Source organism: Subtercola lobariae (assembly GCF_014640255.1).
Lineage (GTDB): Bacteria > Actinomycetota > Actinomycetes > Actinomycetales > Microbacteriaceae > Subtercola > Subtercola lobariae.
The window spans coordinates 155,194-171,861 of the sequence record NZ_BMGP01000002.1; the positions used below are offsets into that span (position 1 = coordinate 155,194).

13 protein-coding genes are annotated in these 16,668 nt (G+C 58.2%); all 13 read right to left on the bottom strand.

Translation table 11 applies throughout. From position 1 onward, the window contains the following. Positions 1-102: 102 nt before the first annotated feature. The 13 genes from IEX24_RS04945 to IEX24_RS05005 all read right to left on the bottom strand — a co-directional run bounded on the left by IEX24_RS04945 (position 103) and on the right by IEX24_RS05005 (position 16,571). A complete protein-coding gene (locus tag IEX24_RS04945; protein ID WP_188674748.1) occupies positions 103-1,791 on the bottom strand; it encodes a thiamine pyrophosphate-dependent enzyme in 1,689 nt (562 codons plus the stop codon). Positions 1,792-1,896: 105 nt separating this feature from the next. After that, positions 1,897-2,769, bottom strand: coding sequence for a glucose-1-phosphate thymidylyltransferase RfbA (rfbA, locus tag IEX24_RS04950; protein ID WP_188674750.1), 873 nt, complete (start codon positions 2,767-2,769; stop codon positions 1,897-1,899). Between the two features lie 118 nt (positions 2,770-2,887). Next, positions 2,888-5,770: an FAD-binding and (Fe-S)-binding domain-containing protein gene (locus IEX24_RS04955; protein WP_188674753.1), complete on the bottom strand. Its 2,883-nt coding sequence runs from the start codon at positions 5,768-5,770 to the stop codon at positions 2,888-2,890. Position 5,771: 1 nt separating this feature from the next. Further along, positions 5,772-6,581, bottom strand: coding sequence for a CoA-transferase subunit beta (locus tag IEX24_RS04960; protein ID WP_188674756.1), 810 nt, complete (start codon positions 6,579-6,581; stop codon positions 5,772-5,774). 10 nt (positions 6,582-6,591) lie between these two features. Then, the gene (locus tag IEX24_RS04965) at positions 6,592-7,473 is read right to left on the bottom strand and encodes a CoA transferase subunit A (RefSeq protein WP_188674757.1); all 882 of its coding nucleotides are present in this window, start codon (positions 7,471-7,473) and stop codon (positions 6,592-6,594) included. A 31-nt stretch (positions 7,474-7,504) separates the two neighbouring features. Further along, positions 7,505-8,941, bottom strand: a complete 1,437-nt coding sequence (locus IEX24_RS04970) for an aldehyde dehydrogenase family protein (RefSeq protein WP_188674760.1) — start codon at positions 8,939-8,941, stop codon at positions 7,505-7,507. Beyond that, positions 8,938-9,954, bottom strand: a complete 1,017-nt coding sequence (locus tag IEX24_RS19825) for an alcohol dehydrogenase catalytic domain-containing protein (RefSeq protein ID WP_188674763.1) — start codon at positions 9,952-9,954, stop codon at positions 8,938-8,940. Before IEX24_RS19825 ends, IEX24_RS04970 begins: the two co-directional genes overlap by 4 nt. 23 nt (positions 9,955-9,977) lie before the next feature. Beyond that, positions 9,978-10,847, bottom strand: coding sequence for a cyclase family protein (locus IEX24_RS04980; protein ID WP_188674766.1), 870 nt, complete (start codon positions 10,845-10,847; stop codon positions 9,978-9,980). Positions 10,848-10,939: 92 nt separating this feature from the next. Then, on the bottom strand, positions 10,940-11,734 hold the full coding sequence (locus tag IEX24_RS04985) for a shikimate dehydrogenase family protein (RefSeq protein WP_188674769.1): 795 nt from the start codon (positions 11,732-11,734) through the stop codon (positions 10,940-10,942). Next, positions 11,731-13,098: an FGGY family carbohydrate kinase gene (locus tag IEX24_RS04990; RefSeq protein WP_188674771.1), complete on the bottom strand. Its 1,368-nt coding sequence runs from the start codon at positions 13,096-13,098 to the stop codon at positions 11,731-11,733. Before IEX24_RS04990 ends, IEX24_RS04985 begins: the two co-directional genes overlap by 4 nt. Beyond that, positions 13,095-14,009, bottom strand: a complete 915-nt coding sequence (locus IEX24_RS04995; protein ID WP_188674774.1) for a 2-deoxy-5-keto-D-gluconate 6-phosphate aldolase domain-containing protein — start codon at positions 14,007-14,009, stop codon at positions 13,095-13,097. Before IEX24_RS04995 ends, IEX24_RS04990 begins: the two co-directional genes overlap by 4 nt. Before the next feature lie 402 nt (positions 14,010-14,411). After that, entirely contained in the window at positions 14,412-15,206 is a 795-nt protein-coding gene (locus IEX24_RS05000; protein WP_188674777.1) for a DeoR/GlpR family DNA-binding transcription regulator, read from the bottom strand. A 504-nt stretch (positions 15,207-15,710) separates the two neighbouring features. Then, complete coding sequence (locus tag IEX24_RS05005; protein WP_229715167.1) at positions 15,711-16,571, bottom strand: Gfo/Idh/MocA family protein; 861 nt, start codon at positions 16,569-16,571, stop codon at positions 15,711-15,713. Between the last annotated feature and the right edge of the window lie 97 nt (positions 16,572-16,668).

The window sequence follows — 16,668 nt, forward strand, 5'->3', positions numbered from 1 at the left end:
CGCTCGTAATGGGATGGTCTAACAATCGAATTCTTTAGGTCTGCATATGCTCAATCAGAAGGGGGTTGGATGTTGCAGTCGAATTGTTGCAATAAGTGGCTTTTAGTAGGCCTGCCGTCGCTGTTCGACAACCAGATGCAATAGTGCGAATCGTCCGTTCTTTGTCTCGCAGAGGGCTTGTTCAACGGCGGGTCGAACCTCGTCCTCGGTCTCTATCCGCGCTCCGTACCCTCCGCAGGCAACAGCCAGGGCTGCGAAATCCGGGTTGATCAGTTGCGTGCCGGCTATGCGGCCCGGGTGGTGACGCTCTTGATGGGTGCGAATGGTTCCGTATTCTTGGTTGTCCATAACGATGACCAGGGGAGCCACCCCATACTGGATTGCAGTAGCGAGCTCGAAACCGTTCATCATAAATTCGCCATCTCCGGCGATTGTGACAACCTGGCGCCCTGGGTAATGAAGGCTCGCCGCGACCGCTGCGGGAATCGAGTATCCCATCGATCCGTTGCCAGAACTGAGCATGGATGGGAACGCGCGGGTAGGGAAATAGCGGTGCGCCCAGTTGGTGTGTTCTCCCGCGCCAAACGTCACCATTGCATCAGGATCGAGTTTAGGAATCAGAGCAGCCATCACATTGTCCATCGACGCACACATGTCCCCGTAGGCAGGGCGAGGCGGCTCAGAAAACGCCACCTGCTGGGCGCGCATTTTCTCTGTCCATTCACGCCACTGCGCACGTGGCTCCACGCTCAGAGATTTCAAATCACGAACGAATGCGCTGGGCTTGGCCATGATCTGATGAGAAACCGCACCTGATCGACCCCTCAGTGAAGGGTCAATCGAAACGAGGAAATTCGTCTTATACATGTCTTGACGAGCCAGGAATCCGTTCGTGAGGACGTCCCCGGGCAGCGTGCCCACAAAGATGAGTAGGTCGGTTTCGTCGAGCAGATCGTGCGTTGGTCGAGGTCGCCCATAGCCAATTGGACCAACGTAAGAGGGCGAGTCGAATCCGACCACACCTTCGGTTCTCCATTCCGCGGCAGCCGCGATACCGTGTCGCTCCAGCCATTCAGTCAGATCGCGAGCAGTCGAAGTGTCCCAATCGTTCCCACCGGTGACAAATAATGGTTTGCTCGACTGCGACAACGCAGACTGGAGTATCGAGGCGTCCGTTCCCGACATCCCCCCGAGCGCCCGCGGGATCGGTGGGTGCTCCGTTCGATCTATTGATTGGCGCAAGACATCTTCCGGCACGCCCACGATGACAGGCCCTGGACGCCCAGAGCTCGCGGCGAAGATCGCCTCGGCCACCACTTCGGCAGCTCGCTCCGCGGAATCTAGGACCAGCACACGTTTGGCTCCAGACTCGAACCAGGCGCGAATGTCGAACTCTTGAAATGCCTCTCGACCCCTGTGATTCAGCGGAATCAACCCGACGAAAAGCACGACTGGGGTCGAGTCCTGCCACGCAGTATGAATTCCTACATGGGCATTTGCGGCCCCCGGTCCTCGCGTGACCATCACTACTCCCGGAAGTTCGCCCAGTTTTCCTTCCGCTTCGGCCATGTAAGCCGCCCCGCCCTCATGCCGACACACAACCGTCTCAATCGTGGAGTCCCGGAGCCCATCGAGAATCTCAAGGTAACTCTCGCCTGGAACGACAAATACTCGGGGGATCCCGTGCTTTTCCAGGGCCCGGACAATGGCATGCCCTGCTGTAATCGTTGCCGAGGAGTCTGCGACATTTCGGTGCGATGAGGTTCTGAGGAGTAATTCATCGTTCGGCATCGGGTCATCTTTCGTTCAGAGGTGGTCTTCCGGTCCGCCTAGGACCGTTAGCAGGTAGCCCGTCGAGCTGAAAAGAGCTTTGGTTGAAATGGATTCAGGGTTGGTTCAAGAAGAGATCGTCTCGGGCAGTCGTTGGAGGTAGGAGCCGTAGCCGCTTTTCACGAGCGGTGCCGCCAGAGCGCTCAGCTGTTCGTCGTCAATCCATCCGGCTCGCCAAGCGACCTCCTCAATGCACCCGATTTTCAAACCCTGACGATCCTCGATTACTCGGACGAACTCTGAAGCCTGCATCATCGATTCGAAGGACCCAGTGTCGAGCCAGGCGACCCCACGATCAAGCACTTGCACCTTCAGAGTGCCCGCCTTGAGGTAGTGCTCGTTGATGGTTGATATCTCAAGCTCACCCCGAGCACTCGGACTGATTGATTTTGCCAACTCAATGACGTGATTGTCGTAAAAGTAGAGGCCGGGGACGGCAAAGTCACTTTTCGGTGTCGTCGGCTTCTCTTCGATTGAGACAGCTCTGAACTCGCTGTCGAATTCGACGACCCCGTAACTTCTCGGTCGAGCGACGCGGTAAGCAAAAATCAGCCCGCCGACAATATCGCCGTTTTGCCTCAGAGATGAGCCAAGGCCCGCCCCATGGAAAATGTTATCCCCGAGCACCAGCGCAACACTGCTTTCACCGATGAATTCCTCCCCGATGATGAACGCCTGAGCAAGGCCGTCGGGTGAATGCTGGACGGCGTATTCGAGGCTGATACCCAAGTCCGAACCATCACCCAACAATGTTCGAAACTGCGCCTGGTAGCCAGGTGTGGTGATGATGAGTATCTCGCGGATTCCCGCCATCATCAGAGTCGAAAGCGGATAGTAGATCATCGGCTTGTCGTAAATAGGCATTAGCTGCTTCGAGATGCCTCTCGTAATCGGCCAAAGTCTTGTGCCAGTTCCGCCGGCAAGAATGACGCCTTTCATCAGCTGCTTTCTTCGTTTGGTGGATTGCGTCGAGGCATCCGGCATGCGGGCCGTCGTGCCAGTCGAACGATTCGAGGAGGGGGGCTGCCTCTGCCGCAACGCGAAAATGTGGATGGGCCTATTTGTGGTTAGTGGATACCGACGCGGCGTTCGATTCGATGCCGTTCATCAAGACCTGTGCAAGCGTCAAGCCGGCCACTTTGGCCAATTGATCAGCTTGTGTCCGACACGAAAACCCGTCAGCTAAGAAAATCGTGCCCTCAGCTGCCTCCCTTAGAGCGGGCAGAAGCTCAAGCTCAGCGACGGACACGGAAGTCTCATAGTGCCCCCGCTCCATTCCGAAGTTGCCTGCGAGGCCGCAACAGCCGGCGAGCTGGTTGATTTCGACGCCCGACCGTTTCAGCAACGCCTCGTCCGCCGCAAACCCTGTGACGGCGTACTGATGGCAGTGAGGTTGGACCACCGCGACGGTGCCCGCCAGGTTGGGCAGTACCCAAGGGTCCTCAACGCGGTTGGTTGCCTCCGTCAAGATCTCGGCCAGAGTCCGAGTGTTTTCGGCGAGCCGTTCTGAGCGGGGATCCTCCGGAAGTAGGTCGAGCAGATCCGATCGAATAACTGCCGTACACGATGGCTCGAGGCCAATAATCGGGATTCCTTGCTCAACAAACGGCGAGAATGTGTCAAGTAAGCCGAGTAGCTTGCGTTTCGCACCAGCGAGTTGGCCTGTGCTGATCCAAGTGAGTCCGCAACAGGCGTCGCTCTGCGGAACGAGAACTTGGTATCCAGCGTCCTCAAGCACGGCGATCGCGGCCTCGGCCGCATCGGGTGAAAATCCATCCGTGAATGAATCGACCCACAATACGACACGTGGACGTCCGCGGTCACCCGAGCTTTCATCCCGGTGGAGCTGGCGGCGTCGCCGGAACGGGACGTCAGCGAATTGTGGTATTGAGCGCCGAGTGTCCATGCCACCAGCCCAAAGAACGAGCTTGTCGATGCCCGGAATCCCCGTAACGATGTTGATTATGCGAGGTGCGATGCTCGCGAGCCTGCTCCACCGCGGTAACCAGCCGAGAACATAGTGGTTCACCGGACGCAGCTTTCCTCTATATTTTCGGTGAAGCGTTTCGGACTTGTATTTCGCCATATCGACACCGGCCGGACAGTCAGCGGCACAGGCCTTGCAACTGAGGCAAAGGTCCAGTGCTTCCTCGACTTCATCCGCGGCCCAAGACTTCCTTCCGAAACCACCAGCGGCTAGTTCCTGCAGCACTCTTGATCGTCCACGTGTCACATGAGTTTCGTCCTTCGTAGCTTGGAACGAAGGACACATGAATCCCCCTGAACCGCCGTTATCAGCTCGGCATTTACCGACGCCTGTACATCGGTGAACAGCTTTGGTGAAATCGCCATCGTCCTCCGTGAACGCAAAGCCGCCGGCCTTCAATATCGGCAGAGCCCGTGGCCGCCGAAGCTGCGCGTCGAGGGGCGCTGGCTCAACGATGATGCCAGGATTTAGCAGATTGGTCGGATCAAAGAGACCCTTCAGTTGTCTCATTGCGATCAACGCGTCTGCTGAATACATGAGATCGAGAAGCTCGCTGCGGGCTCGGCCATCCCCGTGTTCCCCGGAAAGCGAACCTCCGTGAGAGGTGACCAGTTTCGCTGCTTCGGTCGCGAAAACGCGGAGCGAGTTTGGACGCTCTTCGAGTGGCAAATCGACTCTGACGTGCACGCAACCATCACCGAAATGCCCATAGATCATGCCGTCGAGGCCCTGAGCCGACATTAGTTGCTGAAATTCACGAAGGTAGGCACCGAGTGCAGACGGAGGCACTGCGGCGTCCTCCCATCCGGGCCAGGCTTGGCGACCCGACGGCGTACGGCCGCCAAGCCCAGCTCCGTCCGCACGAAGTCGCCATAACCGTGAAGCGTCAGGCCCAGCGGGCAGGATGCGATATGAGTCGGTTGATGCGTCTGCAACAAGTCGCTCCGAGGCCGCGATCGCTTCGTTAGCATCGACATCTGCCATTTCGATCATTAGCCAGCCCTGGCCATCGGGTAAGTCAGGAACAGCGGCTGAGCCACGGGCGCGCCGCACCACTTCCACGAGTCCTGCGTCCATGCCCTCCATCGCTTGCGGGTGGTGGAGAAGCAGACGAGGAACATCGTCCGCGGCGGCGACCATCGTCGGATAGCCCAAGACCACGAGTGAAGGGTTGGGCGGAATTGGCACGAGCGCAACTGTTGCTTCGAGGATGGTAACGAGCGTCCCTTCCGTGCCGACCAAGGCCTTGGCCAGCTGACGCCCGTTCTCAGGCAACAGATGCTCGAGCGAATAGCCGCTCACCTGCCTTCCAAACTGACCAAACTCGGTCCGGATGAGCGCTAGGTGCTCTGAGACGAACCGCTCAAGCCCCGGAACGACTGTAAGGTCGTCGCGAGCCACGTACCTGCGGCCGGCGCCGTCAACAACGTCTAGCTCGACGACGTTGTCGGACATCTTGCCGTACGCCACTGCGTGCGGACCGCAGGCGTTATTGCCAATCATTCCGCCAATGGAGGCGCGGGTGCTCGTCGAGGGGTCCGGACCGAGCCGTAATCCGTACGGCTTCGCAGCCTCCTGGAGCGTGCTCATGACCGTTCCAGGCTGGACGCGGGCTGTCCGCGCGACGGGATCTATCGAGATGACTCGATTCATGTGAACCGACACGTCCACGACAATCCCATCACCGATGGAGTTTCCTGCCACGGAGGTCCCACCGCCACGCAGCGTGAGAGGTATTCCTTGATCCCTCGCTACTGCGGTAATTGCCACAAGATCATCGGCGTCGAGCGGATAGACCACGACCGTCGGAAGTACGCGATAGTTCGATGCGTCTGTTGCGTATTCCGCACGGCGAAGGGCACTGTCGGAGACCTCTCCCCGCACGCGTGATCGAAGTGCGTCCAGCAATAATTGCGTTGAGATCACGGCAACCTGGGGCTCCGAAATCGTCATTCTAAGACACCAAAAGGATCTTGCGCGGGTCGATCACGTCACGAATAAGCCGAATTTCGTGCTCGGTTGGCGCGACGGTTACCGAAACGTTGTCGCTGATTCGGGGCAGAAACCCCATTTCGGAGACGACTTCCTCGATGCTCGAAGACTCGTGTACGGTCAGCAATTCCATTTCCCTCGACTCATCATGAAATCCAAAGATTGCCTTGTCTGTGATGACTCGGCTCGGACCACCGGGCCGCAAACCGGCCTCAGCGCGCGAATTGCCACCGTCGAGGTATCCGACGCTAGTAATGAAATCGACCTTCTCGACAAAGGTCCGCTTCTTAAGATCGGTCAGAATCAGCGGCCGGCGAACATACGCGAAGTGGTCTGTTTGAGCAAGGGCGCCAATCAGACGGCGCTTAGGATGCCGATAGTCTCCGATAGCTGTGATGTTCAGGTTGCCGTAACGGTCGATCTGAGGAGCGGAATCGAATGACACGTCGAAACGACCTTTCGACAACATGTCGTTTTTGTCACTGCAGTTATGCAACTGGGCCGCAGTCGGCCACGTCGTTAGATAGTGCTGCGTGAGCCTCTCCGGAATCTGCTGAAGATCCGGGCTGAGCAAGTTGTTCCAATAAATGGCTAGGTCGGGTGCGTGAGTCTCTTGCGCGAGCCTTGCAGCTGCGATCGGGATTCCGCAGGCCATAGTGAAAGCGCGTCCTGCCGTGCCGACGCCGACGAAGATCAGATCGCCATTGCGAAGCTCTCGTGCCGCGGCGACGACCATGAGTTCATTGAGTGAGTAGTTGCTGGAGCTCGTCATGATTGGCCCTTCACCGAACCGAGAGTTGAAGAAGGCGCTCGGGGGTGAGCGCGGCGGCAAGGTACTCCGCATGATTTTGAGGTTTGGCAATGTAGAGGTCGGCGTAGGAAGCAAAATCGCCTTCCTTCATTCGCCGCTGATAGTCCTCCATGTGCAGCTCGTCTTCGTCGTAGTAACCGTCGCAGCTCAAAGGGTGAGCTCCGAATGGAACCTCAACGATGGCTTCAACCCAGGTATGTGGGATGTACGTCAGGTTTGGCGTCTTGAGGATCTCACTATGGGGCACGATCTTTTCGACGGTGACAATGAGTCGATTGGCTGCCTTAGCCATCACGGGATCCAGATCGTCTGCGTCACGAGCCACCGGGAACTGCACGTTGCCGTATTCGTCGGCGGTGTAACCGTGTAGCAATGTGAAGTCCGACTCGGCTGCCGGCAAAGCGTGCAGCTTCCGACCAGAGAAGGGGTCAGCAATCTCTCGCACCTGCTCCGGATTGTGCTCTGCCATTCCTGTCCCGAGTAGAGCGTCGGTGACCGCAAACGGAAGGCCGGCGGCAGCCGCACGAAAGCGGGACGCCATTGCGACCTCTGAGAAATCGCGTATGTCGATTCGTCCCTCTTCCACACCGCGGCGGAAATTGTATGAGAAGCCAAATTGAAAGAGGCCCTCGTAGACGGCTTCGACCCGGTCTACCGCGCCAGCCCCTGCGAGCAAATCCGTAGTGAAACCGGCAGGATATGCGAGAACAGTGAAGCCACTCTTTTTTTGATGGAGCAGCTCACGGATTAAGGCGACGGGCGAGCGTCGGATTATGCTTCCACCGATCGTTAGGGACGAGCCGCTCGGGATCAGCGAAGCTGCATCCTCAAGGCTTACAAGCTTCGATTTCATCGTGTAGTTCTCTTCTCTCTTATCACTCTGATCAAACCGAGCCGACGTAAACCGACTTGGTCCAGCTGTAGAAGTCGAGTGCCTGAGCACCTTGTTCTCGATAGGCGTTATTGGATGATTCCTTGACGCCACCGAAAGGCACGTTTGGATCGACACCGCCGGTAGGCCTGTTGATTTTTACGACGCCGGCCTGGCTGAGCTCAATGAATTTCGCGACAGAGGAAAGCCGCTGGCTAACAAGCGAGGCCGACAAACCGAACTCTGTGTCGTTCGCTAGCTCGATAGCGTGGTCCTCATTGCGCGCCCGGAGAATTCCGATGACCGGCCCGAATACCTCTTCGCGTGCGATCCGGTGCTTGGGATCGACGTCGGTAAGAACGGTCGGCTCGAACAGCAGGCCGTTCACCTGGCCTCCGTGAGCGATTGTCGCACCCTCTTTGACCGCAATATCCAAGTACGACTCGTCCGTGGCGAGCTGACTGGTACTTACGACGGGACCCATCTTCACGCTTGGGTCCAGACCATCGCCGGGGGTAAAAGAAGCCGCGCGGCTAATTACCGCGTCCACGACCGCGTCGTACACCTGCGGGGTGACAATCGCGCGGCTCGTCGCGGTACACGCCTGCCCGGTAAGCCCAAACGCTCCCGACGCGATGATGTCCGCGGCGTGCTCCGGATCCGCGTCATCAAGGACGACTACCGGATTTTTGCCGCCCATTTCGAGCTGAACCCGAATACCGCGTTTCGCGGCGATTTCACCTATCTGTCGGCCGACCGCGTTCGAGCCAGTAAACGACACGGCAGAGACTAGTCCGTGCTTTACGATCGCATTTCCAACGACCGTACCTTTGCCATGAACTAGAGTCAGCACCCCAGCAGGAAGTCCAGCTTCACGGAGAGCATTCGCCAGATGCATCGTCGAGACGGTAGTGAGCTGCGCAGGCTTCATCACGACAGCGTTCCCCGCTGCGAGTGCAGGTGCGAGCTTCCACGTCGGGATGGCGATGGGAAAGTTCCATGGGGTGATTAGACCAACTACTCCCATCGGTTCTCGACGAGTAAAGACGAGCGTGTTAGGAACGCCCGACGGCAGGGTCTCGCCGTTCGCCCGCCAACATTCGGCGCCGAAGAAGTCCAGAATGTCGGCCGCGCGACGTACCTCGCCGGTCGCTTCGGCGATTGTCTTGCCCTCCTCGCGGACTAAGTCTCTGGCGATTGTGTCCACACGGCTGCGCACAATATCGGCGGCGCCTTGAAGCACCGCACCACGCGCGGGTCCGGTCAGTTTGCCCCACGCGGATTGGGAGGCCGCCGCGACCTGAATGGCTCTATCGACTAGTTCGGGAGAACCGGCCGCGATCTCAGCGACTACATCCAACGGATCGAATGGGTTGGTTCGTTCGTCTGCGGTGTCGTCGTCCGTCCACTCACCGCCGATGAGGTGTGTTACGCGGTATGTAGTACTCATGCTTTGCTCCTCGCGTGAGGTTCGGCTGAGGGTCGAACCAGGATTTTGAGTGCGCCCTGCGAGCGCACAAGTTCAAGTGCCTGCTCGAAGTCTTCGAGTGGTACCTCATGGGTGACGAGTTGACGCACTTCGTCTTGGATGCGGGCGAGTAACTCGACCGCAGTCCCGAATGTGTGGTTGATCGCCATAGAGCCAACGATCGTCAGTTCTTGCCAATTGATGCGGTAGGGGTCAATGGAGATTGAAGATCCCTGCTTGGCGACACCCATGAAAAGCATGGAGCCACCCCGGGCAACCGTGCTGAAAGCGGCCTCGATGGCTGCGGGCACGCCAGTTGCGTCGACCGCCACGGTATAGGTCAGATTTGGCAATGTTGAGGCGGCATCGACCACAACATCAAAGCCGAGCTTTCGAGCTACGTTGCGACGCAATTCGGATCGCTCCACGATTGCGACCTGGGTACCTTTCTGCCGCAGTACGATCGCGACAAGTAAACCGATAGGACCGGCTCCGAAAACCACCGCGTCGCGACCGACCGCGTTCCCGAGGCGGTCCACCCCGTGCAGTACGCAGGCGAGCGGCTCAGCCAATAGCGCGACCTCCCAGGGCATATCGTCCGGGATCGCCACGCAATTCGTGCCGCGCACTGCTGCCTTCTCCGCGAAGCCTCCCGGGTACCTCGATCCGTAACCACCCTTCTCGGGGCACAAATTCTGATGACCCGAGCGGCAGAGGTCACAGTGTTCGTCGGAGCGTGACGGGTCGACGACGATCCTGTCTCCGATCTGTAGCCATGTCACGTTCGCGCCCACACTCGTCACCGTCCCGCCAAATTCATGACCGGGAATGGCGGGAAACCTTACTAGAGCGTTTCCACCCGAAAGGGTGTGCAAATCGGTGCCACAGATTCCACAACCAGCTATGTCGATGACCACCTCGTCTGGAGCGGGGACCGGTTCTGGTACGTCGTCTATGTGCCATTGATCGGGCCCAGTTAGTTGCAGTGCACGCATCGTCGCGATCTCCTGTTCATTCGTTATTTCAATACCAAGGCGTTGGCGGGAGAACCAGCCCCGCCTGGAGTGTTGAGCGGCGCCGCTACGAATAACCCGTGATACCGGCCGTCGGTTTCGCAATCCGCCGCAAGTTGCTCCAGGTCGAAGAGCTCGCCAAGGGCGAATCCGAGCTTCGGGATCAATCGGATATGCAGAAAGCTGTCCTCCGACCCCTTATCGAACGGCATCCGTTCGACGGCCGGGCAGTCTGCGGCGATTGCTGCAATCTTGCGGTTCCAAAGCCAGCGAACGGTCGCCTCGCCCGGATCGAGCCCCGGCGTCGCCAGGTCTTCCCCTTGATCCGCTAGACGTTGGCGCGCCTGAGGTGCTAGCGTCCGGTACCACCTCGTCCAACCGGTATTGAGAAGCAAAATGTCACCCGGTTCAATGATGCTTTCTTGCGCGGTGAGTACTTCTTCCAGCAGCTCGGGATGTATTCCGAAAGACTTCGAAGCATCGAGAGGCGTTCCGCGACGAGCTAGATGCCCCGCGACGTCGACCAGCACGAATCGACCGGCGATGCCTCGCTGCGACCATTGCTCAATTCCAAGTGCTGGCGTAGTTGAGTCCGTCACGGCCGCACTGTCATAGCCTTGATAGAAGCCAACCTCAGGGTGTCGACAATGACCGAGCGAGTCCCACTGGCTGGATGCCTGCGGGTAGAACGAGTCGTAATAGTCATCCCATCCGCCGTCGTCGAGCTCGATGCGGTGGTGCTTGAGGGTGCCACGTCCCAGAATCGGCGGGTCTGGAAGAGTTGTCTCAAGGTTTAGAGAAAAAACAACGCCGCGGCGCACCTCCTGCGCCGCTCGCACGAGCATCTGCGCGGATATCAAATTGAGAGTGCCCACGTCATTACCGAATAGACCCCACGCCGTTCCGGCGGGTCCAGTGCTCGAAATGAATAGGTCGTCGTATTCCGGAAGTTCGTCTGAATTCATAGTCATTTCGAGGTCAACCCCAGAAAGTCCAGGATGACTTCGAACTGTGATCTGAGCATGAGAATGCCAGGATGGGGAATCGCTCCTCGCGAGGCTGCCAGTTTTAACAGGGCAGTTTCGGGTGGTGCCATGACTGCGTCTGCGACGACCACGCCAGGTCGCAGCACCTTCGCTTCCACGGGCAGCGGGTCGTCGGAATTCATTCCGAGACTTGTCGTGTTGACGACGATGTCGAATTCATCGGCATCCTCGTGGACTCTGACGTCGCGGTCGGGGTAGGCCGCGCGGATCTCGGCGACGATGCCTTCAGCTTTCTCGCGAGTCCGATTTGCGATCTCCAGGCGGCCGACTCCAGCGTCGGCAAGAGCAAAAGCAACAGGGCGCGCTGTTCCACCGGCCCCCGATAAGAGTACTTTCGCGCCGGAAACTTGATGCCCCGCGCCCGTGAGGCTCCTAACGAGACCCGTACCATCGCACTGTCCCCCGATGAGCCGTCCGTCCGGATCCCGTCGAATGACATTTGTTGCGCCGCATAGTTTCGCCATAGGGGTCAACTCGTCGACCAAAGAAAGCATTGTCTCTTTGTGCGGAATTGTGACTCCCACTCCAACAAGATTGCGCCACGCCCGGAACGCCGGGATTGTTGCCGAGAGTTGGTCGGGTTCTATTTCGAACGGCACGACGGCGACGTCGATACCAAGATCCTCAAAGAGGCCGTTGAAAAGGGCAGCGGCTCGGGTGTGATGAATCGGGAATCCAATGTGAGCGTAAATGCTCGTGTTTCCAGTGATCGTCATTTAATTGCTTCTCTACTATTCGGTGGAGGGAAATCAGTACGCGAAGCATAGACACCGCTAGCGAGTCCTGCGAGAAGTGCTGCGCCTCGTGTCCCTGCCTCGCCTGACTCAAACACCTCGAACGGCCCCAGCAAGGCCTCGCGCACGTCGCGAATGCCTTCATTGCCCAACCATCCGCCTGCAGCGATGAGACGAGTCGCTCTCGGAACAAGCCTGCTAAGGGAATTGAGCACGTCACGCGCGTTGAGAGTCACCCGAGCGACTTCCGCCCACCACAGCGCCTGAGCGGTGGCGAGATCCAGGACGTTACGCGCCACGATGGCAGCAATGTCGTCTCGGACCGACTGCCAGTTCTCAGCTCCTAGCGTTTCAACGAGTTCGGCCAGCTCCCCGGTCAATGCTGCATCCGGATCGCTACGTCGTCCGAGAGAGTCAATAACGTCAGCACGGCCGAAGCCGTTAGCGGCAAGTGCAGCAAGAATAAGGTTGAGCCGGTTTCCTGTTCCGAGCCCGGCCAGGAGGATCACGTTGGTTTCACGGAGGCCGAGCCCAACATTGAATTTCTCGGCGGTGAGCCGTCGCAAATCGGCAGCTGAAAGCTGAGCGTTGTCAGCGAGAACCTCCGCAACGATCCCTTCTCCGGTACCCAGAGAGTCAAACAGTCCTGTGTCGTCTGCGGCTCCCGCACCGAGCGCTGCCGTCAAATGGTCGTGGCCAGCAACAGTTAGCACCGCACCGGCGCATGGTCCGACCGTCATGACACCCGCGGGGGTGCCGGCATGGCTAAGGGCTGGCACGGGAACATCCGACACACGGGCCCAAGTGAGTAACGCTTCACTCCAATCGCCAGCCCGTACGTCGACCAAGCCGCTCCGCGAGGCAAGGGACCGTTCTGCGATCGAGTCGCCGCCCAGGACGCGCACAGCGTATTCCGGCACGCCACTCCATGATCGGACGCGCTCCCCCGAGTCGCACAGATTTCGAAGCCGAACAGCCGATGTGCGCGTCACATCGAGAAGGCCGGTTTGCTCGAACAACTCCGGGTCGGGCAACTCCGCTGGGCCGCCCCGGTCGTTCCAGGCACGGGCTGAATGGGTTACGCCATCGACCGTTTCAACGAAGATCGTCTCTGCCATCCCGGTGATCCCAATCCCGGCGACGGAATCCAAGGCAAATCGACTAGCACATTTCTCGATCGCGTCGCGAACTTTATCGGCGAAGACCGAGGAATCCAGTTCGGCACCGGATCTCCCTACCTGCCAGGGAGTCGAACACGACGTCGTGCCTAGGTGCTCGCCAGTGTCCCGATAGGCTGACACCTTCATTGAGGACGTGCCGAGATCTAAGCCGAGAAGGGTGGTCATCGACTTCCTGATCCCGGCTCTCGGCCGAAGGCCGCAATCAGTTCGGAGAATGAATTGGCCATGGTTTCAAGGGCTGCCGGCCTTGATTTACCCGCGAGAATGTCTGCGAGTGGTTCTCGCCAGATCGTGCGGCCAACAGCGAAGCCGGAGAAGGTCGGGACAGCGGAGGCATTCGCTAACCAGCCGTTAACAGTGTCCTGCGATTCGCCGCTCCCGAGCACGATGCACCGAACGCCATCGCGGCCACCGGACACGGCCTGGTTGCCGACCGCTTGCGTGGCCTCGACGCTCTCAAGCCCTTCAACCTTCCACACGTCAGGCTCGATTCCCGCCTCCTGCATTTCTCGGATCGATTCGACAAGCAATTCCGGGAAAAGCTGAGTGCGAAAGCCTCGTTTTCCATTCGCGAGCTCAAGTTGTTCTGGCGTGGGGATCATGAGGATCTCGAGAAGGTAGTCACGTCCTTGTTCGCGGGCGAATTGACCGATTTCGCGCAACATGTCGAATTGTTCGAGTTTACGCCCAGCCCCATCGGACGGATTATGGAATACCAGTGCCTTCACACATTGCGGATCAAGACGAGCGAACCGTTCGCGGTAGTCATTCGGGAATTGCAGTTGCAAAATTGGCGTTCGACTGGCCTCGATCGGCATAGCAACATAGAAGCCCCGCTCGCGTGCTGCACGTGCCGCATCGGCTCCGTACTCCTCGTCCACGAGAAACGCGAGGGACTGAGACGACCCAACGGATTGTGGAATGAGCTCAAGTGAGTCCAGCACAGCCATCTTGGTGGTCTCGAGCTCAGCAACTCCATACCCCGGGTACATATCGCGAAGCACCTGACGGTGGTCGAAAGCCAGCATGTACATCGGATACGGCGAGGCCGACCCACTCTCCATCTCGAACGCCATCGTTTCGAACTCCTTCGGTGAACCATCTGCCGGCCGATATTTGCGGCTTCATGTGGTTTTTTGTTGTTTTACAGAAAGTACCACATAAAACCTCAGATAGGAAAGTCGGGGTTGAACCCGCAACCCGTAGATCACCCCTCAGCTAGCAGAGTTTGATTGTCTATTTTGTTGCGCTGATTGCCGCTTCTCTGCGTTCTATTCGATCCGCATCGATTCGCCAGGATTTCTTCGGAACGCAGCGCATTCCCCTGACGCGCATCAGCGCTCGACGAACGGCCGGTTTATCCCGGGCCGCCGTTCCGGTCGAGTCAGCGTCCCCTGAAACACGGAGCCGTCAACGCGGCCACCCTATCGAGAGTGAACAGACCATCCGACCTGGCCGCGCCCAATCTCAATCACAAACTAATGCGCATCAGCGCTGGACTCCCGAGAGCTCCGTGATTGCTCGACGTTTACGCCCGCAACCCGAAGGGCAGCAACATCACTTCTCGATGCACCAGAATCGGTTATCAACACGTCGACGCCGTCAAGCGGTGCAAACACATTCATGAAAGATCGATCGAGCTTGGTGTGATCGGCCATTACGACGACCTTCTTCGCCGAACCGACCATCGCGCGTTTCACCGCCGCCTCATGAGAATCGGGGGTCGAAAAACCGCGCGTATTTGAGATGCCGTACGTCCCCATGAATGCGACGTCAACGTCGAGCGCTTCTAGTTGCTGCAACGCCCAACTGTCCATGGTGGCTAGGGAAAGCGAGCGCAACCGCCCACCTAGCACGTGGATATCTAACAGCGGATAGTGAGCTATCGCCTCGGCTGTCGGCAAAGCATTTGTAACGACCGTCAATTCGCGATCCTCGGGGATGACCAAAGCTAATTGCGCCGTGGTGGTGCCAGCGTCGATCAGAATCGTGCCACTTTCTGGCAAATGCATGGCCGCGAGCTTTCCTATCGCCCGCTTTGGAGCAGCCATTATGTCGGTGCGTTCACTAAGAACGGGAACGGGACTCGCGAGCTCTATCAGTACCGCCCCGCCGTGAACTCGCTTAAGAATCCCCTGGCGCTCCAAAATAGACAGATCACGTCGGACCGTCTCCGTCGATACACCGATTGAGTCGGCTATGCCCGCAACGTCGATTCGGCCCTCCACGCGGGCTTCTTGGACTATAAGTTGTCGCCGTTCTAGCGCGAACATTCAGCGATTCCTGAGCACAGAGTGACGTCGGGTCTTGCCCGGGCCAGGTTCACTCGGCAGGTCGATGCACTTCAAGTCGATTGCCGGGGTTCCTGCGACATGACAGTTTTGGCAGCGCCCGAGAGTCACCGCAGCCAAAAGAAAGTCCATTAGGATCTCACGTCGCATTAGCACTCCCCGAATTGCTTGGATTGTTTACCAGCGTCTGTTTAGTGGTGGCGACGCTGCGCGGCCAACACACCGAGAAGAAGTCTTCGGGAATGGCTCTCTTGCGTGTGCGTGCTTGTTGCATTATATGGGTTTATGTTGAGAATTGAACGTAAAGCCCACATCGCTTACGCTGTCGGGCCCTATTCACATATTGCGGGCCGGGCCACCTACAACCATTCGATGTTCAAATGCGATTTCAACCATCACTTCCGCACCTGTATTGTCGGCTCGAAATGAGCGTCATCACGTCCCGCAGAACGCATCAAGCAACAGGGTATGTGAACCGAGGTTGCTCTACTCGCGATCCATGGCGCTCTCGACGAGTTCTAGTGCGGAGACAACCTCCGACCCCAGCCGCAAATCGCTCGTATCGCCGTCATCGGTGAAGCGATCTAAGAGCAACCCATACGCTTCCTGGTGAGTCGTCGAGATAGCAGGCATAACCGTCCGACCGTCGGGACCTGAAATCGTCAAGTCAATCCCGCTCACCTCTTGTGGTGCGGCCAATGAAAGCTGCACCCGCACTTCTGCGGACTCAAAATGTAACTGAGCCTTGAGCGTTTTCGCTTCCCAGCCGACCTCCGGTATCGACGTTACGGGCCCGAATATAGGCAGGAGGATCGACATGGCGTGGGGCCCCAGGTCCCAGAGAGGTCCCCGCTCCTTTCGCCACGCCGATTCGAAATACGGACCCGACGAATCAGACAATGCCGTTCCGAGCCAACGGCCTTCACCGGATTGCCAGGCGCCGCGAGCGGTTTTCTCAATCCAGAGTTCGATTTCTGGTCGGTATCGGGCAGTATGAAAAACCTTCGTGGTGAGGCCTCGTTGCACACTTCTTTCTTCTAACTGTCGAACCTCTTGAGACGTGAGCGCGGCGGGCTTGTCGAGTATCAGGTGTCTACCAGCCTCAACCGCTCTCGGCGCGAGATCGGTTTGCTGATCGGGATCGGTTGCAAAAGCGATCGCATCTACAGCGGTCGCCATCTGATCGAACGAGCCAAACGTTTGGATTCCGAATTCGGACGCAAATTCGTTTCTTCTATGCTCAGAACGGCCCCAGACGCCGACCAATTCGTGAACCTGATGGCGCGCGATTGCGGGAGCGTGGGTCGCTCGCGCCCAATGCCCTGTTCCGACTAAACCGATTCGCATATTTATTGCCTCCAATTTGATGCGCAACTCGCGGATGGAACACGGCTGACACTTCGGCAACACGGTGCCTCGTGCCGCAAAGACTGGACGTCTTATT

What these genes read in the sequence shown, in the direction of transcription:
- IEX24_RS19825 (WP_188674763.1), bottom strand. Translation starts at nt 9,954, where the DNA reads ATGCGTGCACTGCAACTAACTGGGCCCGATCAATGGCACATAGACGAC.
- IEX24_RS04970 (WP_188674760.1), bottom strand. Translation starts at nt 8,941, where the DNA reads ATGAGTACTACATACCGCGTAACACACCTCATCGGCGGTGAGTGGACG.
- IEX24_RS04990 (WP_188674771.1), bottom strand. Translation starts at nt 13,098, where the DNA reads ATGACCACCCTTCTCGGCTTAGATCTCGGCACGTCCTCAATGAAGGTG.
- IEX24_RS04995 (WP_188674774.1), bottom strand. Translation starts at nt 14,009, where the DNA reads ATGGCGTTCGAGATGGAGAGTGGGTCGGCCTCGCCGTATCCGATGTAC.
- IEX24_RS04955 (WP_188674753.1), bottom strand. Translation starts at nt 5,770, where the DNA reads ATGACGATTTCGGAGCCCCAGGTTGCCGTGATCTCAACGCAATTATTG.
- IEX24_RS04965 (WP_188674757.1), bottom strand. Translation starts at nt 7,473, where the DNA reads ATGAAATCGAAGCTTGTAAGCCTTGAGGATGCAGCTTCGCTGATCCCG.
- IEX24_RS05000 (WP_188674777.1), bottom strand. Translation starts at nt 15,206, where the DNA reads ATGTTCGCGCTAGAACGGCGACAACTTATAGTCCAAGAAGCCCGCGTG.
- IEX24_RS04960 (WP_188674756.1), bottom strand. Translation starts at nt 6,581, where the DNA reads ATGACGAGCTCCAGCAACTACTCACTCAATGAACTCATGGTCGTCGCC.
- IEX24_RS04985 (WP_188674769.1), bottom strand. Translation starts at nt 11,734, where the DNA reads ATGACGATCACTGGAAACACGAGCATTTACGCTCACATTGGATTCCCG.
- IEX24_RS04945 (WP_188674748.1), bottom strand. Translation starts at nt 1,791, where the DNA reads ATGCCGAACGATGAATTACTCCTCAGAACCTCATCGCACCGAAATGTC.
- IEX24_RS05005 (WP_229715167.1), bottom strand. Translation starts at nt 16,571, where the DNA reads ATGCGAATCGGTTTAGTCGGAACAGGGCATTGGGCGCGAGCGACCCAC.
- rfbA (WP_188674750.1), bottom strand. Translation starts at nt 2,769, where the DNA reads ATGAAAGGCGTCATTCTTGCCGGCGGAACTGGCACAAGACTTTGGCCG.